Origin of the sequence: Aneurinibacillus soli, assembly GCF_002355375.1 — a bacterium.
GTDB lineage: Bacteria > Bacillota > Bacilli > Aneurinibacillales > Aneurinibacillaceae > Aneurinibacillus > Aneurinibacillus soli.
The window spans coordinates 67501-90427 of record NZ_AP017312.1 but is presented as its reverse complement, the minus strand read 5'-3'; the positions used below and the strand labels follow the sequence as shown (position 1 = coordinate 90427).

At 45.6% G+C, this 22927-nt stretch carries 24 protein-coding genes and 1 riboswitch (1 of these 25 cut by a window edge); of the genes, 18 read left to right on the top strand and 6 right to left on the bottom strand.

Going from position 1 to position 22927, the window contains the following annotated elements; all coding sequences use genetic code 11:
- Positions 1 to 18: 18 nt before the first annotated feature.
- From CB4_RS00485 to CB4_RS00465, 5 genes are all read left to right on the top strand, one after another.
- Positions 19 to 1362 (top strand): MFS transporter, encoded by a 1344-nt coding sequence (locus CB4_RS00485; protein WP_231956106.1) that lies wholly within the window; start codon positions 19 to 21, stop codon positions 1360 to 1362.
- A gap of 54 nt (positions 1363 to 1416) precedes the next feature.
- The gene (gene hutH, locus CB4_RS00480; protein ID WP_231956105.1) at positions 1417 to 3024 is read left to right on the top strand and encodes a histidine ammonia-lyase; all 1608 of its coding nucleotides are present in this window, start codon (positions 1417 to 1419) and stop codon (positions 3022 to 3024) included.
- Positions 3025 to 3157: 133 nt separating this feature from the next.
- A complete protein-coding gene (locus CB4_RS00475; protein ID WP_096463110.1) occupies positions 3158 to 4072 on the top strand; it encodes a DMT family transporter in 915 nt (304 codons plus the stop codon).
- A gap of 195 nt (positions 4073 to 4267) precedes the next feature.
- Positions 4268 to 4846, top strand: coding sequence for a LemA family protein (locus CB4_RS00470; RefSeq protein ID WP_096463109.1), 579 nt, complete (start codon positions 4268 to 4270; stop codon positions 4844 to 4846).
- Positions 4843 to 5628 carry a TPM domain-containing protein gene (locus tag CB4_RS00465; protein ID WP_096463108.1) on the top strand — a complete coding sequence of 262 codons (786 nt, stop codon included), beginning with the start codon at positions 4843 to 4845 and terminating at the stop codon, positions 5626 to 5628. The genes CB4_RS00470 and CB4_RS00465 overlap by 4 nt, the downstream gene beginning before the upstream one ends.
- A gap of 129 nt (positions 5629 to 5757) precedes the next feature.
- Here the strand turns inward: CB4_RS00465 and CB4_RS00460 are convergent, their stop codons facing one another.
- From CB4_RS00460 to CB4_RS00445, 4 genes are all read right to left on the bottom strand, one after another.
- Positions 5758 to 6822: an HD-GYP domain-containing protein gene (locus tag CB4_RS00460; protein WP_096463107.1), complete on the bottom strand. Its 1065-nt coding sequence runs from the start codon at positions 6820 to 6822 to the stop codon at positions 5758 to 5760.
- 148 nt (positions 6823 to 6970) lie between these two features.
- Complete coding sequence (locus CB4_RS00455) at positions 6971 to 8377, bottom strand: amino acid permease (protein WP_096463106.1); 1407 nt, start codon at positions 8375 to 8377, stop codon at positions 6971 to 6973.
- A 262-nt stretch (positions 8378 to 8639) separates the two neighbouring features.
- Positions 8640 to 9161 carry a class F sortase gene (locus tag CB4_RS00450; protein WP_096463105.1) on the bottom strand — a complete coding sequence of 174 codons (522 nt, stop codon included), beginning with the start codon at positions 9159 to 9161 and terminating at the stop codon, positions 8640 to 8642.
- 62 nt (positions 9162 to 9223) lie between these two features.
- Positions 9224 to 9451: a hypothetical protein gene (locus CB4_RS00445; RefSeq protein WP_231956104.1), complete on the bottom strand. Its 228-nt coding sequence runs from the start codon at positions 9449 to 9451 to the stop codon at positions 9224 to 9226.
- A 147-nt stretch (positions 9452 to 9598) separates the two neighbouring features.
- Positions 9599 to 9725, top strand: a riboswitch (SAM riboswitch).
- 89 nt (positions 9726 to 9814) lie between these two features.
- Here CB4_RS00445 and CB4_RS00440 point away from each other — a divergent pair.
- The 3 genes from CB4_RS00440 to CB4_RS00430 all read left to right on the top strand — a co-directional run bounded on the left by CB4_RS00440 (position 9815) and on the right by CB4_RS00430 (position 12772).
- The gene (locus tag CB4_RS00440) at positions 9815 to 10963 is read left to right on the top strand and encodes a trans-sulfuration enzyme family protein (protein WP_096463104.1); all 1149 of its coding nucleotides are present in this window, start codon (positions 9815 to 9817) and stop codon (positions 10961 to 10963) included.
- Positions 10944 to 12131, top strand: coding sequence for a trans-sulfuration enzyme family protein (locus tag CB4_RS00435; protein WP_096463103.1), 1188 nt, complete (start codon positions 10944 to 10946; stop codon positions 12129 to 12131). Before CB4_RS00440 ends, CB4_RS00435 begins: the two co-directional genes overlap by 20 nt.
- Positions 12132 to 12301: 170 nt before the next feature.
- Positions 12302 to 12772, top strand: a complete 471-nt coding sequence (locus CB4_RS00430; RefSeq protein ID WP_096463102.1) for a YbaK/EbsC family protein — start codon at positions 12302 to 12304, stop codon at positions 12770 to 12772.
- 69 nt (positions 12773 to 12841) lie between these two features.
- Here the strand turns inward: CB4_RS00430 and CB4_RS00425 are convergent, their stop codons facing one another.
- Positions 12842 to 13774, bottom strand: a complete 933-nt coding sequence (locus CB4_RS00425) for a helix-turn-helix transcriptional regulator (protein WP_096463101.1) — start codon at positions 13772 to 13774, stop codon at positions 12842 to 12844.
- 90 nt (positions 13775 to 13864) lie between these two features.
- Between CB4_RS00425 and modA the strand changes: the two genes are divergently transcribed.
- The 8 genes from modA (at position 13865) to CB4_RS00390 (ending at position 21023) form a co-directional block, all read left to right on the top strand.
- Positions 13865 to 14641, top strand: coding sequence for a molybdate ABC transporter substrate-binding protein (gene modA / locus CB4_RS00420; RefSeq protein WP_096463100.1), 777 nt, complete (start codon positions 13865 to 13867; stop codon positions 14639 to 14641).
- A gap of 22 nt (positions 14642 to 14663) precedes the next feature.
- A complete protein-coding gene (gene modB, locus CB4_RS00415) occupies positions 14664 to 15353 on the top strand; it encodes a molybdate ABC transporter permease subunit (RefSeq protein ID WP_096463099.1) in 690 nt (229 codons plus the stop codon).
- A 13-nt stretch (positions 15354 to 15366) separates the two neighbouring features.
- Entirely contained in the window at positions 15367 to 15993 is a 627-nt protein-coding gene (locus CB4_RS00410) for an ATP-binding cassette domain-containing protein (protein WP_096463098.1), read from the top strand.
- Positions 15994 to 16358: 365 nt separating this feature from the next.
- Positions 16359 to 17618 carry a threonine ammonia-lyase IlvA gene (gene ilvA / locus CB4_RS00405; RefSeq protein WP_096467568.1) on the top strand — a complete coding sequence of 420 codons (1260 nt, stop codon included), beginning with the start codon at positions 16359 to 16361 and terminating at the stop codon, positions 17616 to 17618.
- Positions 17619 to 17773: 155 nt separating this feature from the next.
- Positions 17774 to 18202, top strand: coding sequence for a MarR family winged helix-turn-helix transcriptional regulator (locus CB4_RS00400; RefSeq protein WP_096463097.1), 429 nt, complete (start codon positions 17774 to 17776; stop codon positions 18200 to 18202).
- A gap of 49 nt (positions 18203 to 18251) precedes the next feature.
- The gene (locus tag CB4_RS00395) at positions 18252 to 18881 is read left to right on the top strand and encodes a nitroreductase family protein (RefSeq protein ID WP_096463096.1); all 630 of its coding nucleotides are present in this window, start codon (positions 18252 to 18254) and stop codon (positions 18879 to 18881) included.
- Between the two features lie 32 nt (positions 18882 to 18913).
- Positions 18914 to 19039 (top strand): hypothetical protein, encoded by a 126-nt coding sequence (locus CB4_RS21805; protein WP_269459514.1) that lies wholly within the window; start codon positions 18914 to 18916, stop codon positions 19037 to 19039.
- Complete coding sequence (locus tag CB4_RS00390) at positions 19014 to 21023, top strand: PAS domain S-box protein (RefSeq protein WP_146226647.1); 2010 nt, start codon at positions 19014 to 19016, stop codon at positions 21021 to 21023. Before CB4_RS21805 ends, CB4_RS00390 begins: the two co-directional genes overlap by 26 nt.
- 67 nt (positions 21024 to 21090) lie before the next feature.
- Here the strand turns inward: CB4_RS00390 and CB4_RS00385 are convergent, their stop codons facing one another.
- Positions 21091 to 21438, bottom strand: a complete 348-nt coding sequence (locus CB4_RS00385; protein WP_096463094.1) for a DUF952 domain-containing protein — start codon at positions 21436 to 21438, stop codon at positions 21091 to 21093.
- 211 nt (positions 21439 to 21649) lie between these two features.
- Between CB4_RS00385 and CB4_RS00380 the strand changes: the two genes are divergently transcribed.
- Together CB4_RS00380 and CB4_RS00375 are read left to right on the top strand one after the other, a co-directional pair.
- A complete protein-coding gene (locus CB4_RS00380) occupies positions 21650 to 22204 on the top strand; it encodes a beta-class carbonic anhydrase (protein ID WP_096463093.1) in 555 nt (184 codons plus the stop codon).
- 21 nt (positions 22205 to 22225) lie between these two features.
- On the top strand, positions 22226 to 22927 hold the 5' portion of the coding sequence (locus CB4_RS00375; RefSeq protein ID WP_096463092.1) for an enoyl-CoA hydratase/isomerase family protein. Its footprint extends 90 nt past the window's final position; the window shows 702 of its 792 coding nt (coding positions 1-702); it begins with the start codon at positions 22226 to 22228; its stop codon lies off the right edge, out of view.

Below are 22927 nucleotides of genomic sequence, written 5' to 3'. Positions count from 1 at the left end.
ATTAAAGGAGGGGTACGTTTGAACACACATCACACGCAATCATTTCTCATGGATGATGCGCCGCTGAACAAATTTCATCTGCGGATTACCGCGCTCACCTTTGGTTCTAATTTCTCGGATGGGTATGCCCTTGGCATTATCGGTATGGCGCTCACGTTGCTTGGCACGCAAATGAATCTCGGTCCCATGTGGAATGGGCTTCTGGGAAGCTCAGCCTTGATTGGGCTCTTTATCGGCAGCTTGGTGCTCGGTTGGCTTTCAGATCGGATTGGTAGGCAAAAAATATTTCTGGCCAACTTCCTCATCATTGGTGTCGCTTCCCTGCTGCAGTTCTGGGTCAATGATCCGCTCACTCTATTCATATTGCGGATCTTGATTGGTATCGGCCTTGGTGGTGACTATGCGGTTGGCTCGACGCTGCTGGCCGAGTTCTCCCCGAAAAAGTATCGAGGCTTCCTGCTTGCCTCGTTATGTGTGATATGGACGGTTGGATACGTGATCTCCAATGTGGTCGGTTTTTATTTGGAAAAAATGGGTCCCGAATCATGGCGTTGGATGCTTGCCAGTGCTGCCATCCCTGCTTTCATCGTATTGGTGCTGCGAATCGGTACGCCGGAGTCGCCTAGATGGCTGATCAGCATGGGACGCAAGGAAGAAGCAATGCAAATTGTGAAGAAATACGTAAGTCCGCATGCGGTGATCGAAGACGTTACACCATTGGACAAGCTACCCGGTTTTCGCGATCTCTTCAGCAAAAGATTGTGGAGGCGCACGACATTTGGCAGTCTGTTTTATGTCTGCAACGTAATTCCTTATTTTGCGATTTACACCTTCTTGCCGATCATCCTCAGCAGCATGGGGTATGAGGAAAGTTTTCTGATTGACTTGCTGCTGAACGGCTTCCTGCTGCTCGGCGGAATCGCGGGGCTGTGGCTGATGGAGAAGTTTTCGCGAAGAGGGTTTACGATTTACACGTTTGCAATTCTGGCCATCACGCTCTTGCCGCTTGGCATCATAGACAACACGCACAAGGTTTTTCTGATTATCTGTTTTGCCATATTTACGTTTGTCATGTCGGCGGCTTCCAACCTGACGCTCGTGTACCCTGCAGAGCTCTTTCCTACAGAGATTCGTGCTTCCGGGGTAGGATTGGTCACCGCAGTCAGCCGTGTCGGGTCTGCAATTGGTACGTTTTTGCTACCTGTTGTGCTAAACGGATATGGGGTTGGCGTTTCTATGATTGCCATGACAATTGTCTTGGTGGTCGGCGCCATCGTCTCAATCCTGTGGGCGCCGGAAACCAAATCATTGGACTTGGATGAAGCCAGCAACCTATTATACGATGAGGGACAGCCTTTATAGAAAACAAAGAGTATGTAAAAAACAGTCAGGATCATTTGGTCCTCTTCTAGGTCATTGCCAGGAGAGGAATGCCGATCGTTACAATGGAAAGGAAGGTTTACGATGGGACAAGAAGCGCATTGTTATCCAAGCGAGCTTACACACGTGGTGCTGGGTGAGGGCCCTGTTACGGTTGAAGAAATGGTGGCGGTGGCCCGCTACAAGGCAAAAGTATCTTTCTCGCAACAGTACTGTGATCGGGTGGCGGCATCGAGAAGCCTGATTGAACGATTTTTGCGGGAGAATCGGCTTATTTATGGCGTAACTACCGGGTTTGGCGAAAACGTCACTGAGGTGATTTCCCCGGAAGACGCCACGACATTGCAGCACAACATTATTCGCTCACATGCGGTTTCCGTCGGAGAGCCTCTGGAGAAGGAGATCGTAAGGGCCATCCAGTTCATGATCCTGGTCAGTCTTGGACAAGGTTACTCGGGCGTACGGTTGGAAGTGCTTCAGCTGATCGCCAGCCTACTCAATGAGGAGATCACTCCGTTTGCACCGGGCGAAGGCTCTGTCGGCTATCTAGCACCGGAAGCCCATATGGCGCTTGTGCTGATCGGGGAAGGGAAGGCATGGTATAAAGGAGAACTGCTGGCAGGAAAAGAGGCTTTGCACAGAGCGGGATTGCAGCCGATTGAGCTCGGCTGCAAGGAAGGGCTGGCTTTGATCAACGGGACCACCTCGGTCACCGCTTTTGCAACGTTAGCCTTGTACAATGCCAGTCAAGCCGTCAAAACAGCCGATGTGGCGGGGGCGATGTCTCTTGAAGTATTAAAAGGCACGATAAAAGCGTGCGATCCGCGATTGCATGCTGTGAAGAAACACGACGAACAATCCGCGACGGCAAAAACGATCCTGCACATCCTCGAAGGCAGTGAAATCGCAGAGGCATACAAAAGCCACCGTCTGCAGGATGCGCTCAGCTTGCGGTGTATTCCCCAACTGCACGGGGCTTGCAAAAAGCTGCTCAAGGACGCTCGGGAAGTGATTGAGAATGAGATGGCATCGACCGGTGACAATCCGATTATTTACCCAGAGGACGACGATGGCATCGCCCTGATGGGAGGGAATTTTGATGGGACCTATGTGGGGATGTACAGTGATTCAATGTGTATTGCAATGGCCAATTTGGCAAAAATGGCAGAGCGGCGAATCGATCGGCTTGTGAATCATCATCATAGCGAGCTCCCAAGCTTTCTTGTAGCCAATCCAGGGTTGAACAACGGCTATATGATTCCGCAATATACGGCAGCAGGGCTTCTCGGGGAAATCAAGGTGCTGTCACATCCCTCTACCGTTGACAACATTTCGACGAGTGCCAATCAGGAGGATCAGGTGAGCATGGCGTACTTTGCGGCCAAGAAAGCGTATCACATCTCCAAAAAAGTGGAGTACATCCTTGCGATTGAATTGATGACCGCGGCGCAGGCACTGGATTTTCATAAGCCGTTGAAGCCATCGCCCGTCACGGAGGCCGTCTACCAAAAAATTCGTAGCATGGTCCCAACGGTTAAAGTAGACCGATATTTTTATCCAGATATCGAATACATCCGCCATCTGCTTCACCATGGGGAATTCGTCAAGCTTGTGGAAGAAAGAATCGGCAGCATGTCATTCTAGGAAAACGTACAGCAAAGCAGCTTCTCCTTTTGTCAGAGGGAAGCTGCTTTCTTCTTCCCCGCTCATTCGTCAGGCTGTCCGGTTTATCAAGGAACAGTTGACTACAATATCTCTTTCAGAAATGGGTGTATAAATGAAAAATCAAAAAGTTGATGCTACAAAAAATCCATTTATCTTAATGCCTATTTTATTGTTAATGTGGGGGTCTTTAGCAGCAACAAGTAAATTATTATTAAAAAATCTCGACAGTTATCAAGTTTTGTTTTACATGTATGGAATTGCAGTTTTAGTTTATGCTGTAATACTTATAGTCAAAGTTAAGCCGAGAGAACTGCTAACGTGGACAAGTAAAGACTTTGTTTTACTGATATTGTGTGGAGTATTCGCTTTTCTTTATGATTTTTTATATATCAAGGCACTTGAACGCTTACCGGCTATTGAAGCATCCATGTTAAATTATCTATTTCCTATTTTTATTGTTCTGTTTGCTATTCCTATCAATAGAGAAAGGCTTGACGTTTATAAGGTAATATCAATAGGTCTAGGCTTTGCTGGTACCGTTTTATTGATCACGAAGGGGAAGTTCACAAACATTAGCTTTACAAATGTAGAAGGCGATTTGATGGCTATATTCGCAGCGGTATGTTGGGGGCTTTTTACGAACCTTGCGAAGAAGAATAGTAAAGACATCGTAATAAGTAATATTTTCATTACATTCGTAGCTTCTATTTTATCCATTTGTAGTTTGTTTACTTTTTCCCAATTTAAAGTACCAACAATAGCCGATTTTTCGGGTTTTTTATGGTTAAGCATAAGTAACATTATTCTTGGATTTCTTATTTATATCAGAGCATTAAAATATTCGTCTGCTTCGCTTGTTGCAAGTTTCACCTATTTTACGCCCTGTGTTACTGTTCTTTTTATTATTTTAATGGTAGGGGAAAGATTAACTATTGTTGATTTTATAGCATTCTTACTTATATGTATTAGTGTTCCTATTCAGAGGATTGGAAAGGTAGGTGTAATGTTCAGTCGAAAACAGATATAACATCTTTATTCTACTAGCGGAAGGAAAAAGTGTAGAGGAGCTTGCGAAATATTTTCAGCGATTTCCTGGCGCCATTGTTCTTGTGTCGCATAACCGTCATTTTTTAGATCAATCATGTTATAGACATGAGTAGGAAAGAATAAAACTTAGAAAGGAACGGGTAAAGAAGAAAAAAAGCAGGAGTGAGATTTGAACATGAAAAAAACAAGCTGGGGCTTTATCGCGGTAATTGTTGGGATCATTCTCGTCTTGGGCATGATCTTTGCTGGCAAATATAACAGCTTCGTCAATGCAGAAGAGAGTGTCAATCAGAGCGCAGCTCAGATCGACAACCAGCTACAGCGCCGGGCCGATCTGATCCCGAATCTCGTGAATACAGTTAAGGGCTATAGCATTCATGAGAAAGAAGTGCTTACCCAAATCGCCAATGCCCGTGCCAAATTAGCAGGGGCGCAGACGAAAACAGATCAGGCAAATGCAGATGCAGAATTAAGTGGTGCACTAAGTCGCTTGCTGGTTATTTCGGAGAACTATCCAGAACTGAAGGCGGATAAACAATTCACGCAGCTGATGGATGAACTAGCGGGTACAGAGAATCGCATCGCAACGGCACGCATGGATTACAACAAGCAGGTGGAGACATTTAATAAAGAAATTAAGCGGTTCCCCGGGAGTATCATTGCCTCGATGGGTGGATTTAAAGCGAAAGACTACTTTAAAGCAGAGGAGCGCGCGAAACAGGTACCACAGGTTAACTTTGGTGAAACAAAATGATTCGGCAGCTAGCATTTCTGCTTATTGTATGCGGATTGACCTTATTTACAAGGATTGACGGATATGTGCAGGCGCAGGTCAATCCGGCTGATATCCCAGCTGTACGTGGAGATGTGTATGTGCAGGATACGGCAGGGGTGCTGACACCGGAGCAGCGGGCACAACTGGTTAACTTGGGTAGAGACCTGGAACAGAAGACAGGAAGTACTCAGCTTGCGGTTCTGACTGTGCCGACAACGCATGGAGCTACACCTGAAGAATACGCAACAGCGGCCTTTCGTAAGTTTGGCCTAGGAGATCCAAAGAAAAATAACGGGGTGCTACTGTTTCTCGCCACACAGGACCGGAAAATTCGAGTAGAAGTTGGATATGGATTGGAAGGAACGCTTCCAGATGGAAAAGTCGGACGCATTCTTGATACGTATGCCATTCCGTATTTGAAAAACAATCAGATGGATATAGCGATTCTTACCACCTATAAGGTGCTGACAAATGAAATCGCAGCAGGGTATGGCGTCGATGGTGCAAAGCCAATGCCGAATGAACCGAGTGAGCAGAGACCAGTACAGGAGCTATCGTGGTGGAGTAGTTTGCCTTGGGGAATAAAGCTTGTCATTGGGATTGGTGTGGCTGTGCTCTTGTTTCTTGATTTCAAATATTTTGGCGGTGCGATTACGTATGGCTTGTTGTCAATGTTTCGTGGACGTGGGGGCGGAGGTGGTGGAAGCGCGGGTGGACGAGGAGGCTCATCCGGGGGTGGAGGTGCCGGGCGTGGATGGTAATAAGAAATAAGAAGAGAGCATTCCAAAAGTAACATTGGGATACCCTCTTCTTGTTTCTGGACAAATCTGGATGTAGCTGATAATATGAATGTAATATTTTTACAAATTATAATAAGCATGTAGTGAGAGTTACATGATTTCCGCAATCTCCAGATTCCTTCGTTGACGCAAATCTACGTATCCCGTATCAGTTTGAATCAGAGGACGATCCGGTTCATCTGGAGGAATAAATACAATCTTGCCACACGTTTTATCCGTTAACACAACCGAATACCCTGCATAACCAGAGAGCATAAATTGTACAAATGGAACGACAATATTTGCGTTTAGTTGATTTTTGAACGAAGATTCTAATAATTCTTGAACGGCTTGGTACGGAGAAATCCGCCGATTGTAGTATCGATCAGAACAGAGCGCATCGTATGTATCAGCCACAGCAACGATTTGAGCATAGAAAGGAATTTCATCGCCTCTCCGTCCTTCGGGATATCCAGATCCATCGAGTCGTTCGTGATGATAATGAGCAGCCTCGCGAAGGTGCCGTTCGATTCCTTCGATATTGCATAAAATTTTATAGCCCAATAAGCTATGCTGCTTCATTTGTTTGAACTCTTCATTTGTCAAACGCGCTTTTTTTTGTAAAATATTCACAGGGATTTTGATCTTACCGACATCATGTAGCAATCCACATTGGCCAAGTATCCAAATTTCTTCGAGTGACAGATTGAGTAATTTTCCAATCACACCACACAACAGGCTTACGTTCAAACTATGTCGATAGGTGTAATCATCGTGACCTTTTATTTTATGGAGAGTGTGTAGCATCGAGGTATGCTCAAGCACCGATTCTAGCATGTTCGAATATCCATTTAAATAGGATTGTAAGGAGATGTCTTTGTTTTCTGCTATTTGTGTAAACAAATTTTTAGTTTGATCGAGGTTTTGAACGTACATTTCTGTAAAATCTTTATCTTCCTGGCTCCAAAGCGTACGGACTTGACTGACGACCTCAATGGCAATGTTTTTTTGCTCTTCTTCAACGTAAATGCTATCAATGTCTATGTTTATGAGTCGAATGATATCCGAGGTGGTGAGTCTTTTTCCTTTTTCTAGCAATAACGTATCGTTATTTGCGTACACATTCTCGGCTAGTACCTCATTTTTTAGTGAATAGGACAGTTTTTTGCGAATCATTGTAACGAATCCCCTCCCTCACACCTTATATATCTTCCTTATATATTTTACTATAAATGAATAAAAATGGATATGAATTAACCGTGAATTTGTGATGATAATAAGGCAACAAAAAATCCAGAGGAGCTTGTCCTCTGGATTGAGAGTGCTATTTATCTTGCGCCGGGTCTACACCATCGATCAGGGTTGGTTCCGGGGCCGAATGTTTCTTACCAGTGATAAAGTAAGAAAGGACTACGAATGCTGCAAGAAGTAAGGTCAGGTACAACTGCGAACGTACCGATTCGATAAAGGCCATAGAAATGAGGATGCCGACAACGGCAGCAATCACCACATAAGTCAAGTACGGGAACATCCACATTTTCATTTTTAGCAGTTCAGGATTCTCACGTTCTGTCTGGCGACGCAGACGAAGCTGGGAGATTGCGATTGCCAGGTATACAAGCAGTGCAATTGCACCCGATGCGTTTACGAGGAACAGGAACAGCTTGCCTGGTGATACAAAACTGAAGATCGCACAGATGTAGGCAGCGATTGTGCTAGCAAATACAGCAAGAATTGGAACACCATGCTTGTTCAGTTTAAGAAGTGCGCGTGGAGCATCTCCACGTTTCGCCAGAGCGTACAGCATACGTGAGTTCGAATACAGTGCTGAGTTCAGGCAGGACAGTACAGATGTGAGAACGACGACGTTCATGATTTGAGCGCCCGCCTTAATTCCTACCATATCGAGCATCGTTACATATGGGCTTTTCAGCAATTCAGTTGAGTTCCACGGAAGCAAGAACGCAAGGATAGCAACAGAGCCGATATAGAATAATAGAACGCGCCAGACAACGCTTTTAATTGCAACGATAACGGCTTTTTCAGGGTTTTCGGACTCGCCTGCCGCGATGGCAGCGATTTCAGCTCCGAAGTATGAGAAGACAACCGTCACGATCCCAACAAAGATCGAACTAATTCCAAGTGGCATGAAGCCGCCGCGTCCTGTGAAGTTGGACATACCAGGAGAGTGAATGCCTGGGAACAGACCGAAAATAATGGTAAGGCCAATGCCCATGAATGCGATGATAGCTACAACTTTAATCATGGAGAACCAGTATTCGAATTCACCAAACGATTTAACAGAAAAAATGTTTGTAAGCGTTAGCAATAATGTGAGAATAAGACTCCAGGTCCAGATCGGTATAGCAGGGAACCAGCCATGTACGATTGCACCACCAGCGGTCGCTTCAATTGCGATTGTAATAACCCAGAAAAACCAGTACAGCCATCCGATTGTATAACCAGCCCATGGGCCAATTGCTAAGCGTGCGTATGTTGCGAATGAACCGCTATCCGGGTTTACCAGGGCCATCTCTCCAAGCATGCGCATAAGTAGTACTACAAGTAAACCGGCAATAGCATAAGAAAGAACTGCACCGGGACCTGTTGAGTTGAGAACAGCGCCACTACCAACGAAAAGGCCGGCACCAATAATGCCCCCGATGGAGATCATGGTAATGTGTCTTGTCTTAAGCTGCTTTTGAAGTTGAGCTTGTTGTGTTTTCTCCATATTCATCCTCCTACTGTTTTATATTTTTTACAAAACTGTGTCTGTGTTATGTATAACATGCAAGGTGTGTGCCAAAAAATAAATGTTAAAAATAATAGAAAAATAGGGACTTTTGTCGAAAGTTCGATTCATTTTTGGGTAATGATTAATGCATAAATGAATTGGAGTTGATTTTGTTTGTGGAAAATATTCCATAAAAAAATCCCGGCCCATGGCCAGGTTCTGACGCTTACTTGTACCGGATGTAAAAGGAATGAAAAAGTTACGGAGAAATTTCAGCAAATACAACAAGACGTTGGGCATGCTCGTGTGTTTTTTTATTAAATTTACCACTACAAGTAATTAAATTTAATTGAGCAGTTGATGAAGGCCCGAATATTCTTTTTAAAGGTGCTTTTTTAGTCATAAATGATTCTACATCTTTGACAATAAAAACAAGCTTGTCATTTTTCCTGTTGTATAAAAATATTTTATCACCACGTTTTAATTTTCTTAGGTGATAAAATACAGCTGGTCCTGTATAGTGGTCGAAATGTCCAGCGATCACAGCATTGCCTGGTTCACCTGGATTTGTCCAGGGCATGAGAACGCCTACCTTTTCAAAGGAAGTTGGTACCCCCATTTGTCCATTTGCGAGTACGGGGACGGGTTCTACAGCAGCTTTAAGTTTAATCTGAGGTATTTCTATACGAACGGGTATAAATGCCTTTGAGGTATGGGCGTCAACCGTTGAACAAGGAAAGAAAAAAAACGTGGCCAAGAGAAGACAGATTAGGATTCTCATGTTATTTTCTCCTCTGATTAATATTGAACAGTACAAAAAAGGGGGAAGGCCCCCTTTTTTGTTTATTCGCTTGCGCCACCATAGCCTGTCTTAGGCATTTGCTTAATATGCATTTTCCCATGATGCTTAGCATGCGTCTTTTTATGGTGATGTTTTGCTTTGTGCGTTGTATCATCGTGATGAGTAGCGGCGAAGGCTGGAAGTGTAAAACCGGCAACACATGCTGCTAGTGTAAATGCGATTACCTTTTTCATGAATGTCACCTCATAAATTTGTAGTGTGCTGTACACATATTAATCTCTCCTGATATTGAAAATCTATTTTGTTAATGTTACCCATGAAAATGCGTTCTGCATATTCTTTGTTATGAAGGAATTTACAGTTTACAAATGGACATTTTTGATTTATGATTGCTGATAATTGAAAATATTTGGATTCTCTTATCCAGAGAGGCAGAGGGACTGGCCCGATGATGCCCGGCAACCATCACATGAATGGTCTGTATAGACAATTGTGTGAACGGTGCTAATTCCTGTAGGACATACGTGTTCTAACAGATGAGAGGTAGCAGACGAGCGGACCGCTGCATACAACACCCTTCCATCTGTGAAGGGTGTTTTTTTGTGGACTTTATTATGGAGGAGAGTAGAAACATGCATATCGAGACGAAATTAGTACGTGCAGGCGTGGGTAAAGACCCGCAGACAGGGGCGGTGAGTACACCGATTTATCAAGTGGCGACATTTGCACATCCGAAACTTGGGGAGAGTACGGGATATGATTATTCGCGTACGGCGAACCCGACCAGAACGGCGCTAGAAGAAGTGGCAGCCTGTCTGGAACGCGGATCGACTGCGGCGGCATTTGCTTCCGGTATGGCAGCGGTAACAGCGGTGCTGCATCTGTTTGCACCAGGTGACCATCTGATCGTAACAGAAGACTTGTACGGCGGTACCTATCGGGTACTTCGGGAAGTGCTGAACGTGTATGGTGTGCAGGCAAGCTTCGTTGATACGAGCGATCTGAAAGCGATCGAGACGGCTATTCAGTCGGAAACAAAAGGTATATTTATTGAAACTCCAACGAATCCGTTGATGAAAATAAGCGACATTCCGGGTGTGGTCGGTCTGGCGCAGGCGCACGGACTGTTAACGATTGTCGACAATACATTTATGACTCCGTATTTGCAGCGGCCACTAGAGCTTGGCGCAGATATCGTCATTCACAGTGCTTCTAAATATCTCGGCGGACATAATGATGTGATTGCTGGTCTGGTCGTGACGAAAGATGAGGAGTTAGGTGAGCGAATTAGATTCATTCAGAATGCGACAGGAGCCATTCTTGGCCCGCAGGATTCATGGCTTTTGCTGCGTGGGTTGAAAACACTGGCGCTGCGCGTGGAGCGGCAACAGTATAATGCACAGGTGATTGCCGAGTGGCTCTGTAAACAGCCACAGATCGAGGCGGTGTATTATCCGGGGCTTGCGAATCATGAGGGGTATGAAGTGAACCGGAAGCAGGCATCCGGTGCGGGCGGCATGCTGTCGTTTACAGTGAAAGAGGAGAAACTTGTTCCGTACTTGCTGGAAAATCTGAAGCTTGTCACATTCGCAGAAAGCCTCGGTGGTGTAGAGAGTCTGATTACATTTCCAGCACGTCAGACACATGCAGACATTCCCGAAGAAATACGGAAGCAGCTTGGCATCTCAGATCGTCTGCTTCGCCTGTCGGTCGGCATTGAAAATGTAGACGATATTCTCGCGGATATAAAGGAGGCCCTTCATGCCTATTCATACTGTTGACACTTATGATGGAAATTCGTCGTTTGGCACACGGCTCATCCATGCGCAGACGGGGATTACGGAGCCATATGGTGCGGTTAATGTTCCGGTGTATCAAGTTTCGACATTTGATCAACGGGCACTGGCAGGGGATGGGCTGTTTGATTACTCCCGATCCGGAAACCCGACTCGCAAAGCACTGGAAAATACGATTGCACAGCTGGAAGGCGGGTGTGCAGGGTTCGCATTCGCATCCGGGATGGCGGCAATCTCCTCTGTATTTTGTTTGCTGAATCAGGGAGATAAGGTGCTGATCTCCCGTGACATTTATGGCGGTACGTATCGGGTGCTGACTCGTTTGTTTCCACGCTTTGGCATTGAGCCGCAGTTTGTTGATATGACGGACCTGGAGGCAGTGACGGCTTCGATCACGCTGGAGACGCGAATGATTTTTATCGAAACACCATCTAATCCGCTGATGAAAATTACGGATATTGCCGCTGTATCGGCAATTGCCAGGCAGTATGGGATTCTAACGGTAGTAGATAACACATTTATGACCCCGTATTTGCAGAAGCCGCTTGCGCTCGGCGCGGACATTGTTGTTCACAGTGCGACCAAATACATCGGGGGGCACAGTGATGTGGTGGGAGGTCTTGTGGTTGTAGCGGAAGAAGATCTGGCAGAAGAGATATATTTTGTGCAGAATTCGTTCGGTGCGATTCTTGGTCCGCAGGATTCGTGGCTCTTACTTCGCGGATTGAAGACGTTAAAAATCCGGCTTGACCAGCATCAGGCGACAGCGCTTGAATTGGCCCGCTGGCTTTCGGAACAGCCGCAAATTGAACGGGTGTATTATCCGGGGCTTGCCGATCATCCAGATCATGAGTTGGCGGCACGGCAGGCATCTGGCTTCGGTGGGATTGTTTCGTTTGAATTCCATACAGAGGAAGAAGCAGAATCTTTCCTGGAACGAACGAAAATTCCGGCGCTTGCGGTCAGTCTAGGAGCAGTGGAGAGCATTTTGACGCATCCGATTCGTATGTCGCATGCGAGTATTCCAGAAGAAGTGCGTCGTGCAATCGGGATTACAGGCAGACTTGTCCGTCTTTCGGTTGGGCTGGAAGAAGCGGCAGACTTGCAGGCTGATTTTGCTCAAGCGCTTTCTGTATCAACATCTCCAGCATAAATAACAGATGTAGATCTGTTTGGCGAAAAGTATGGTGGTGTCAGGCAGATGGAGAAGGAGGAAGCTAGGGAATGGTAGCTGTTACTTTGTCTTAGTTTCCTCTTGCTTCCATATCTGCTCTCTCTTAGGTAAAATGAATATGTCGAAATAAATAGAGGAGGTATTATTATATGGCTATTGAGCGGGTACGAGAATTTCTTAAAAAGCACGGTGCTACTATTGAGCCTATTGTATATGAGGAGAAAATGCATACATCGGAAGAGGCTGCCCGCGTTTTAGGAGTAGAGATTGGACAAATCGCTAAGTCCATTTTATTTCGAACGAATGACGATGCGTATGGTTTATTTGTAGCGTCAGGTGATATTCGAATCGACTCCAAGAAGGTAAAAGCCCTTATTGGTGGCAAGAAGCAAAAAATGGCCTCTGCTGAAGAAGTAGAAGAGGTGACGGGTTTTAAGCCGGGTGCTGTTTGTCCGTTCGCCTTACAAAAAGAGATCCCGATTTATATTGATGAATTATTACATCGTTTTGATGTGGTTTATACAGCAGCGGGCATTCCAGAATCGCTTTTACCGATTTCTCCGCAAAAACTCGTGAAGATTACCCAGGGAAGTACAGTGAAATTAGCTAAAGAAGAATAGAAAATGTTAGGTCGTAACGGTGTAGCATGTTACGACCTTATTTGGCTGGAAGAATGGAACGGTCTCTTTTTATCGGTTTTCATACAATATTTTACCGGTATGAGTTAGATCGTATCCTCCAATTGCTTTGATTTCGCTCTGGAAAGCGGAACTTTGTAGTGTCCGAAGCAGATTGTCTAGCAGCATCGTATTGTCCGGTGTTTTGAGTATCACCAGATCATACCGCTCTTGAATGAGAGGGATGAAGTCCACGCCGACCACATACGCTACTTTTTCAATGCCCACTCCCGTATCCGCGCATCCACTGGCGACTGCCCCAGCGACTCCAAGATGGCTTGATTCCTCATTTTGATAGCCGTGTACATCAGATGACGCAATGCGATGCAGACGCAGCTGCTCATCAAGAAGAACACGTGCTCCTGAACCTTTCTCGCGATTGACAATCGAGATGTCGTCGCGCCCCAGATCACTCCACCCCGTTAGTTTTTTTGGATTCCCTTTTTGTACATACAGGCCCGCCTGACGGGATACAAGATTGACAATTGTATAGTGGTGGCTGACCAGAATTTTACGCACATATGGAATGTTGTATTCGCCTGTGTCACCATCCCACAGATGAGTGCTCACGATATGAGCTTCTCCCCGGTACATCGCCATCAGGCCGTTTAAGCTTCCGATATAAGAGCGAAGTGGACGGATTCCATCATGTCCTTCCAGGTGGCGTGTCAAAATATCGAGTGCCATATCCTGCCCGCTAATGACAATATCGCGATCCGCAGTGCTAACACTAGACTGTGATGGTGGTTGGTCCAATCGGATGGGCGAAACCCCGCCCCGTGCTCGCTGCTTGTACGCTTCGAGATCAGCAGCATCTACCCGCATCTGCCGTCCGACCCGGTACGCGATAAGGTCCCCTTTTTTGATCAAATCATATACGGTAAGTTTGGATACTTTTAAGAGAGAGGCAATTTCTTCTGTGGTATACGAAATATCACTCATAATACCCTCCTGATTAAAATTTATTATTTATAATTAGTTATATTTAGTTATAATTAGTTATGTTTAGATATAAAAAGTAAAAGGGGTAGAAGAATGCACAAAAAGATTATTTCTCTCATAATGGTGGTGGCTCTCATTATTATGGTAACAGCCTGTTCTCCGCAACAAAAAGCAGAGCCGGTGAAAAAGACGGAAATCATGATTTCTGCGGCTGCCAGTCTCAAAGATGCACTTACGGAGTTAAAACCGAAATTCGAGCAGGGGCATCCTGATATTACATTGACATACAGCTTTGGTGGGTCGGGTAAGCTAGCCCAACAGATCGAACAGGGCGCACCGGTCGATGTCTTTTTATCTGCCAGTAAAAAAGATATGGATAAGCTAAATGATAAGAAATTGCTTGCGGCTCAGACGCGCACAGACTTTGCCCGCAACGAGCTTGTCTTAATTGTACCAGAAGGAAGTACAGGAGCGATTGATTCGTTTGAGAAGCTTGGCACAGCCCCGCTTACTCATCTTGCGGTAGGAGAACCACAGAGTGTGCCAGCTGGGCGCTATTCACAGGAAGTGTTTAATGCCCTCGGGTTATCAGCTAAGGTAAAAAATAAGCTGGTATTTGGCAGTGACGTTCGCCAGGTGCTGTCGTATGTAGAGTCTGGTAGTGCGGAAGCGGGGATTGTATATGCGACGGATGCACGTGTATCGAAAAAAGTAAAAGTTGTCGCAACGGCGAACCCGAAGTGGCATAAACCAATCGTATATCCGGCTGCTGTGCTGGCAGGCTCGTCCCATGCTGAGCAAGCGAAGGAATTTCTCGCATACTTGACGGGTCCAGAAGGAAAAGCTACGCTAAAAACATATGGATTCTAATAAGTAAAACAGGGATAAAAAAATGAATGAAATAAACATAGGCCCGCTACTTTTATCCATAAAAGTAGCGGGCATTTCTACCATTATCGTATTTCTCACAGGAACTGTGCTTGCCCGCTTGCTGGCACGCCGCCAGTTTCCAGGCAAAAGCATCGTGGAGTCGCTGTTTTTACTGCCGATGGTGCTACCGCCAACTGTGGTCGGGTTTGGCCTGCTCGTCTTGTTTGGCAAGAATGGATGGATTGGTGCGTGGCTTGCGGATTGGTTTGGCATCCAGGTTGTATTTAACTGGATCGGTGCGGTGCTGGCATCTATTGTCGTTTCTTTCCCCCTTATGTATCAATCTGCTTCAGCGGCTTTTCAAACGGTGGATGATCGGCTGGAGCAGGCGGCGCGTACGATGGGAGCATCAGAATGGCGGGTGTTTCGCACGATTACGTTTCCGCTGGCATGGCCGGGTATTTTGGCTGGTTCGGTTCTCTCATTTGCCCGTGGTCTCGGTGAGTTCGGTGCGACGTTGATGATCGCAGGCTACATTCCAGGTAAGACTGATACACTACCGCTGGCGATTTATTTTGCAGTAGAAGCCGGGGATATGAAGACGGCATGGGTCTGGGTGATTGTGATTGCGGCGCTTGGCTTTAGCGCCCTTATGTGGATCAACTACTGGAGCCGCAAGACGATGCGTCGTTATGTGAGTCGAGCCAAGTAAGGAGACAACGTATATGCTAGAAGTACACATACAGAAGAAGTTGACGCATTTTACGTTAGATGTGCAGTTTGTCGTGCGTGATGAGATTGTTGTGCTGTTCGGTCCGTCTGGCTCCGGGAAGACAACGGTGCTCAATAGCGTTGCGGGTCTTGTCCATCCAGACTCGGGAAGAATTCAACTGCATGATATGGTATTTTTTGCGACGGGACAGAAACCGATGCCGACACGGAAGCGGAAGGTTGGGTATTTGTTTCAGGACTATGCACTTTTTCCACATATGTCTGTGAAAGAAAACATAGGCTATGGCATGCAATCGAACGACATGTCCGATGTGCAGGCAATCCTGGATGTGCTCGGCATTCAACACCTACTTACGGCGTATCCGCATGAGATTTCCGGCGGGGAGAAGCAGCGAGTTGCACTCGCCCGGGCGCTGGCGACGAAGCCGGATGTGCTGCTGCTCGATGAACCGCTGTCTGCGCTCGATGAAGCGACGCGATTGCGCTGTCAGGATGAACTGTTAGAGCTCCACCGGATGTGGAAAATCCCGATTTTGCTCGTAACACATGATACAGCGGAAGCAGCTAAATTAAGTGACCGCATCTTGTCAATTGATCGAGGAGTATTGACACCGTTGTAGGGACGCACTATAATCGATGTCACAAGTGAATGAAAGTTTAGAAAAATAGAAAAAGCACAGATAAGGAAAAGTAGAAGAAAGCGCTGATGCGCAGAGAGCTGTCCCAAGGCTGAGAGGACGGACATCATCTTTCTTTGAACATCACCTTTGAGCTTTGCTACTGAAACGCCGGTATAACCGTCGGAATAAGAAGCAACGGATACGCCCACGTTACTGGGCAAGGTCTTGATAGAGACTTATATGAGTCTGTTTTCTGCGAGGAAAACAGAGAAGCTGAGTGGTACCGCGAACTCCCGCCTGAGCATTGTTTCAGGCTGGGAGTTTTTTTATTTGATATAGATGAAACGAAGGAGGCAGGAAGTATGATGAACGAAACAGCACAGAAGGTAAGCGTGGAAGAGATTATCGTTGCCCATCATGTTTTGCGAGATGTTGTACACAAAACACCGCTGCAGTACAATGCAGTCCTGTCAGAAAAGTACAACTGCAATGTGTATCTCAAGCGTGAAGATTTACAAACGGTCCGGTCGTTCAAAATCCGGGGCGCATACAATAAAATTCGCAGCCTGACAGATGAGGAACTCGCACACGGGATTGTGTGTGCGAGTGCTGGTAATCATGCGCAGGGAGTGGCGTTTTCCTGCAAGGCGCTACAGATTCCAGGCAAGATTTTTATGCCGACTACGACACCGCGTCAAAAAGTAACGCAGGTGAAGCTGTTCGGTGGAGAGTACGTCGAAGTGATTCTAGTTGGCGATACATTCGATGCGTCATTTGCAGAAGCGATGGCGTACTGTGAAGAACAGGGCATGACATTTATCCATCCATTTGATGATTCGAAGGTCATTGCGGGCCAGGGAACAGTCGGGATGGAGATTATGAACGAAATACCTGAGCCGGTTGATTATGTGTTTGCGGGCATTGGCGGAGGTGGACTGGTTGCGGGTGTCGGAACATATGTGAAAAGCATCAGTCCACAGACGAAAGTAGTTGGAGTTGAGCCAGCGGGTGCACCATCGATGCAGCAGTCGTTTGCGGAAAATAAAGTCGTAACACTCGGACAGATTGACAAATTTGTAGACGGAGCAGCCGTTCAGCAGGTTGGACAACTGACGTATGAGATCTGCCGGGAGCTTCTTGACGACATCGTAATCGTACCGGAAGGGAAAGTATGTACGACGATTTTGGAGCTGTATAATCAGAATGCCATTGTAGCAGAGCCAGCGGGTGCCCTGTCGATCGCAGCCCTTGAGTTCTGTAAAGAACAGATTGCAGGCAAGACTGTTGTATGTATTATTAGTGGCGGCAATAATGACATTGACCGGATGCAGGAGATCAAAGAGCGCTCTTTGATTTATGAAGGATTGAAGCATTACTTCATTATTAACTTTCCACAGCGGGCCGGTGCGCTGCGTGAATTCCTGGATGAAGTGCTTGGACCGACCGATGATATTACGCGATTTGAATATACGAAGAAAACGAACAAGGATAATGGCCCGGCTCTTGTCGGCATCGAGCTGAAAAAGCCGGAAGATTACACGTCGCTTATCGAACGGCTGGAGCAGAAAAGCTTTTCCTATATGGAGATCAATCATAACCCGTCCCTCTTCAATCTGTTGATTTGACAGCTAGGAGTCCAACAGCACCAGAAGCATCCGAGAGCCTGTAAATAGGTGATTGGGTGCTTTTGTCTGTTATGACATACGAAAAGGGCTTGCTACCAATCTGTTTATATACTATTATTTGTACATACAAATGAAAAGAGAAGTAGGGATGCTATATGCCCGGAACCATTTATGATTCCTGTCTGTTTTTTGTCGCAGGGCGTCTGCATCGTGCGATGAATAAGCTGGCGGAAGAAGCATTTGCGCCACTTGGGATTGCGCCCACATATGCGTACGTCATTCTCGCGTTGAAACAGAGGCCTGGCCTGACGCAGAAAGAGTTATGTGAACAACTTCATATTTCACCCTCAACGAGCACACGTTTTCTGGATAAATTGATTACGCAGGGGTATGCTGTGCGAAGGAATGAGGGAAAATATGTAGAGCTATCGCTGACTGAAGAAGGCGAAGCATTGCATGAGCGCATACAGGAATGTCTACGTAGTCTTTATGCGCGGTATATAGAGGTGTTAGGGCGGGACGAAGCGAATCGTTTGGCTGTTGAGGTAGCATGCGCCTGTCATAAGCTTGAGAAAAGCACATGATGTGCTTCTTTTTTCATTAATATTTGTACATACAAAGGAGAAGATATCCATGGAAGCAACACATAACCCTGTATTACAAGTGATGAACGATCGCCATTCCGTACGTGCGTACGAAAAAGGACATGTGATTTCTGATGCGGAAATCGAAGAAATGCTGGCGGTAACTTCTCAGGCTCCGTCTTCTTGGAACCTACAGCATTGGAAGTTTCTTATCATCAAGTCAGAGGAAGCTAAGCAAAAAATGCTTCCAATCGCATACAATCAGCAGCAGGTTGTTGATAGTTCGTTTACGGTAGTTGTACTAGGTGATCTAGAAGCTGACAAAAATGCAGAGCGTGTATACGGCGAAGCAGTTGAAAGTGGCTTCATGAATGAAGAAGTAAAGAACACACTTGTCAGCCAGATCAAAGGTGCCTATGCATCTTCTCCGACAATTGCACGAGATGAAGCGATTTTGAATGCTTCTCTGGCGGCTATGCAGCTTATGCTTGTTGCAAAGGCGAAGGGATATGATACATGCCCGATTGGCGGATTTGATAAACAACAATGCAAGAAGGCGTTCAATGTGCCGGATCGTTATCTTCCGGTTATGGTGATTACAGTTGGTAAGGCGGCAAAAGCGGCCCATGCATCCAGCCGTTTCCTGGTTTCTGAAGTAACAGTTATCGATGCGTTTTAATATAATGAAAAAATCACCTGCATCCGATTTATATGGAAGCAGGTGATTTTTTTGTGCGTATACTGGGAGATATTTTGGGTGATGTGGAGCTTGCGGTATGGTATCGTAAAAATGTTATGATTTTAAAGAAGGTTGAGCGTAAAGCAGATGTTGCGTGAACTATTTATTCATATCGCTGTGTTTATTAGTCTGTTGTTTATTGCTAATTATATTTTCAGTAATTTAAATGCAAAGAAAAGTGCTAAATTTGCGTATAAAGAGGGAATTGTATACGGAATAATGGGGATCGTGATGATGCAGTTTACGATTACAGCTGGCCCTCATATTTTTATAGATATGCGTCAACTTCCTATTATGCTGGCAACTTTGTATGGTACAGGATGGCAGGCGCCCATTGTGGCTGGCTTGCTGGTAGGATTGTTTCGTCTGATGATGACAGATATGGATTTAATGGCACTTATTGGAATGGGGAGTGTGTTGCTGATCTCGGTGGTCTGTCTGTTTATTGGGCGACGCCTGTCTGTTCGCTGGGTGGCTGGTCTCCTTATGCTAGTCTACATGGCGATACAAAATGGCGTGATCTTTCTGTTTATTATGAAAGATACAGAGCTGTTTTTTCGCATCTGGATCAACTTTATTTTGATTTTTCTGAGTGGTGGCATTCTTGTCTTGTATGCGGCTGAATATTTGCGACGCTCGAATGACTTACTTACCTTGCTTCAGAATGCCAAGGATCAGATGGAAGCTTTTCTTCTGTACAGTGCAGATGCGATTATGATTCTCGATCAGAATCGGAATGTTCGGCAGGTAAACCGTGCGTTTGAAACGTTGTACGGCTGGACGGAGAAGGAAATTCGAGGGGGCCCGCTTCCGGTAATTCTACCAGAGAAAGAAATGATGATGAAGGAGGTATTCGATCGGGTATCAGGTGGGGAATCGGTTATTGGATTGGAGACAGTTGCACAGTGTAAAAATGGACATCATCGATATGTAGCTATCACGATCTCGCCCATCTGGGACGAAGAAAAGCAGATTTCTAGCTTTTCGATCGTGTCTTTGGATATTACGAATCGGAAAAAACAGGAGGAAGCACTGCGTCTGAGTGAAGCAAAATATCGATACATTGCCGAGAATACAACAGATTTAATTGTTGTGAGTAAGCCGGATGGTCGAATCGAATATGCTTCGCCCTCTCATCAAGTAATGATTGGATACAGCCAGGAAGAAATAGAGGAAATCAGAGGGGAAAAGCGCCGAAAGCTAATTCATCCAGATGATCTACCGTTGTTGCAAGATACATTTATTCACTGCGTAGAAGCAAAGCAGCAGGGAGAAGTTGAATTTCGTATCCATCATAAAACCGGGGTCTGGGTGTACCTGGATACACGCATACAGCCAGTGCTCGATGAGCAGGGAGAAGTCGAATCCTTGTTGATTATATGCCGGGATGTAAGCGAGCGAAAACGAACGGAAGAACTGCTGCAAAAATCAGAGAAGCTGTCTATTATTGGTGAGTTGGCTGCGGGAATTGCTCATGAAATTCGTAATCCGTTGACAACGCTGAAGGGATTCATTCAGCTTTTGGGGAAAGATACGGAGCACACTCATTATTTCGAACTGATGTTTTCTGAGTTAGAGCGGATTGAGATGATTACGAATGAATTTTTGGCATTGGCTAAGCCTCAAGTTCGGAGATTTCGAGAGTGTGACGTGCAGCAGCTTTTAACCGGTGTCACCGTACTTTTAGGGGCACAGGCTTTGCTCAATAATATTGAGATTAAGACAGAATATACGAATACCCCTATGATTACATGTGAAGAAAATCAACTTAAACAGGTGTTTATTAATATTATTAAAAATGCGATGGAAGCTATGCCGGATGGAGGGTGTGTGACCATAAAGGTCCGTATGGCAGGAGAACGAGTGAAGATCAGCATTACAGACAGCGGCTGTGGCATACCGGCTGAACGAATCGCCCGATTAGGAGAGCCGTTTTATACATTAAAAGAAAAAGGAACGGGCCTCGGCTTGATGATTTGCTTTAAGTTTATAAAGGAACATGGTGGAGAGCTTCTCTTTTCCAGCCAGATAGGTCGTGGCACGACCGTAGATATCTTGCTTCCTGTCCGACATACGGTTTAAACAAGCGTTTAAACGAAAAAGACGGAACCCTTTGCCGGGTCATTGCCGGGCAAAGGGTTCTGTCTTTTTATATGCGGGAAGAGAAGTTCAATGTCCAGCCTTCCTTAGTGTGATGCATTGTTTTTACTTCTACAATCGCATCCACGTTTAGTGGCCCATAAATATGTGGATATAAATTTTTGTCTTTTGCTTGCTCATATTTGATTTCGGATGTAACGAGTGCTTCATCGATAACAAGAAGCAGCAGTTCTTCATCAAAATTATGATAAACCCGGTTGGCTACTTTATAGAGCAGATTGTCTCCTTTGGTAGCGTGGATAAAACCTTCCTCTTTATAGTCACGCGGCACATATTCACTCTTGCCTGCGAATGTGGCCCAGTAGGAGGCAGGGGTGAGGCAGTAAATAGTAGTCATGTCAGCGACTCCTTTCCGTATCTTTTATTGTAGCAGGTTTTTGATATGAATAGAAAATTCCAACATATGATTTGTTTTGGTTTTTCTGGATCCCTTCCCTATCTCTTTTTGCACACAGTGTGCCGATGTGCAGTGGTGGAATTTCAAACAGTAGGATAAAATAAAAAGAAAATAAAAATTTTTCAGGAATGGAATCAGTAGGAGGGAAATCATGTCTGCATTAAGAGAAATCATGGATTATAATCAAAAGTTTGTGGCCAGTGGGAAATATGAAGAGTTCCGCACGACCAAGTTTCCCGATAAAGGAATCGTGATTCTTACTTGTATGGACGCTCGTCTATTTGAACTTTTGCCACGTGCGATGAATCTGCATAATGGAGATGCGAAGATTATCAAAAACGCGGGAGCAATGGTAACACATCCATTTGGAAGTATTATGCGTAGCATTCTAGTAGCGATATACGAATTGAAGGCTAGGGAAGTGTTTGTTGTCGGACATCACGACTGCGGGATGACGGGTTTGAAACCAGATTCTATACTGGAAAAAGCACGTGAGTATGGAGTTAAACAGGAAAAGATTGATACTCTTCAAGACGCCGGGATTGGACTGGATGCGTGGCTTACGGGATTCAGTTGTGTAGAAGAAAGTGTGAAGGAGACGGTGCGAAATGTTAAGAAGCATCCGTTGTTCCCACCTAATATTGCGGTGCATGGATTAGTTATTCATCCAGATACAGGGAAAATAGACGTAGTAGTAGAAGGATAAACGGCAGCGGAGGATAAAGCAATGAAAGTGGACATCACGAGATTTGATAATGGGGCGAAGCTTGTCTGGCAGGAAACAGGTGGGTTGGCTATTGTAACGATTAAGCGCCCGGAAGTAAAAAACGCGATGACACCGGAGATGTGGAAAGCGTTGGCCGACATTGCGCGCAGCATTGAAAAAAACCCGAAAATTAAGACCGTTATTTTGCGCGGCGAAGGTTCGCAGTTCACGGTAGGATCTGATATTAAGGCCTTTCATCAGATGTCGCTGGAAGAGGCGAATGATGCATTTGTAACAATGGAAGAAGCTATCACGGCGTTTGAGTACATCCGGATTCCGACGATTGCAGCGATTAATGGCCCTGCGATGGGAGCGGGACTGGAACTGGCCCTGGCATGTGACATCCGGGTTGGGACGCCGAATGCGCTGATGGGGATTCCAATTGGCAAGTTAGGCATTACGATCAGTCAGCGTTTTTCGCAACGCCTTGTACATGTGATTGGCCCGAGCCGTACAAAGGATTTGATTTTTACGGGACGAGCTTTTGCAGGGCAGGAAGCATATGATGTAGGGATGCTGAATTATTTGGTTGCCGAAGAAGAATGGGAGAGCTTCACGCTTAATCTTGGTCAGACGGTCGCACACGCGTCGAGACAGTCGTTGCGTGCAGCAAAGGAAGCGGTCGCACGCTGTGTACCTTATACGGAGGTAGCGTTTGGGCAT

What these genes read in the sequence shown, in the direction of transcription:
- CB4_RS00450 (WP_096463105.1), bottom strand. Translation starts at nt 9,161, where the DNA reads ATGAGAATCCTAATCTGTCTTCTCTTGGCCACGTTTTTTTTCTTTCCT.
- CB4_RS00435 (WP_096463103.1), top strand. Translation starts at nt 10,944, where the DNA reads ATGCCTATTCATACTGTTGACACTTATGATGGAAATTCGTCGTTTGGC.
- CB4_RS00470 (WP_096463109.1), top strand. Translation starts at nt 4,268, where the DNA reads ATGAAAAAAACAAGCTGGGGCTTTATCGCGGTAATTGTTGGGATCATT.
- CB4_RS00400 (WP_096463097.1), top strand. Translation starts at nt 17,774, where the DNA reads ATGCCCGGAACCATTTATGATTCCTGTCTGTTTTTTGTCGCAGGGCGT.
- CB4_RS00385 (WP_096463094.1), bottom strand. Translation starts at nt 21,438, where the DNA reads ATGACTACTATTTACTGCCTCACCCCTGCCTCCTACTGGGCCACATTC.
- ilvA (WP_096467568.1), top strand. Translation starts at nt 16,359, where the DNA reads ATGAACGAAACAGCACAGAAGGTAAGCGTGGAAGAGATTATCGTTGCC.
- CB4_RS00475 (WP_096463110.1), top strand. Translation starts at nt 3,158, where the DNA reads ATGAAAAATCAAAAAGTTGATGCTACAAAAAATCCATTTATCTTAATG.
- CB4_RS00410 (WP_096463098.1), top strand. Translation starts at nt 15,367, where the DNA reads ATGCTAGAAGTACACATACAGAAGAAGTTGACGCATTTTACGTTAGAT.
- CB4_RS00460 (WP_096463107.1), bottom strand. Translation starts at nt 6,822, where the DNA reads ATGATTCGCAAAAAACTGTCCTATTCACTAAAAAATGAGGTACTAGCC.
- CB4_RS00440 (WP_096463104.1), top strand. Translation starts at nt 9,815, where the DNA reads ATGCATATCGAGACGAAATTAGTACGTGCAGGCGTGGGTAAAGACCCG.
- CB4_RS00395 (WP_096463096.1), top strand. Translation starts at nt 18,252, where the DNA reads ATGGAAGCAACACATAACCCTGTATTACAAGTGATGAACGATCGCCAT.
- CB4_RS00430 (WP_096463102.1), top strand. Translation starts at nt 12,302, where the DNA reads ATGGCTATTGAGCGGGTACGAGAATTTCTTAAAAAGCACGGTGCTACT.
- CB4_RS21805 (WP_269459514.1), top strand. Translation starts at nt 18,914, where the DNA reads ATGGAAGCAGGTGATTTTTTTGTGCGTATACTGGGAGATATTTTGGGT.
- modB (WP_096463099.1), top strand. Translation starts at nt 14,664, where the DNA reads ATGAATGAAATAAACATAGGCCCGCTACTTTTATCCATAAAAGTAGCG.
- CB4_RS00455 (WP_096463106.1), bottom strand. Translation starts at nt 8,377, where the DNA reads ATGGAGAAAACACAACAAGCTCAACTTCAAAAGCAGCTTAAGACAAGA.
- modA (WP_096463100.1), top strand. Translation starts at nt 13,865, where the DNA reads ATGCACAAAAAGATTATTTCTCTCATAATGGTGGTGGCTCTCATTATT.
- CB4_RS00380 (WP_096463093.1), top strand. Translation starts at nt 21,650, where the DNA reads ATGTCTGCATTAAGAGAAATCATGGATTATAATCAAAAGTTTGTGGCC.
- CB4_RS00465 (WP_096463108.1), top strand. Translation starts at nt 4,843, where the DNA reads ATGATTCGGCAGCTAGCATTTCTGCTTATTGTATGCGGATTGACCTTA.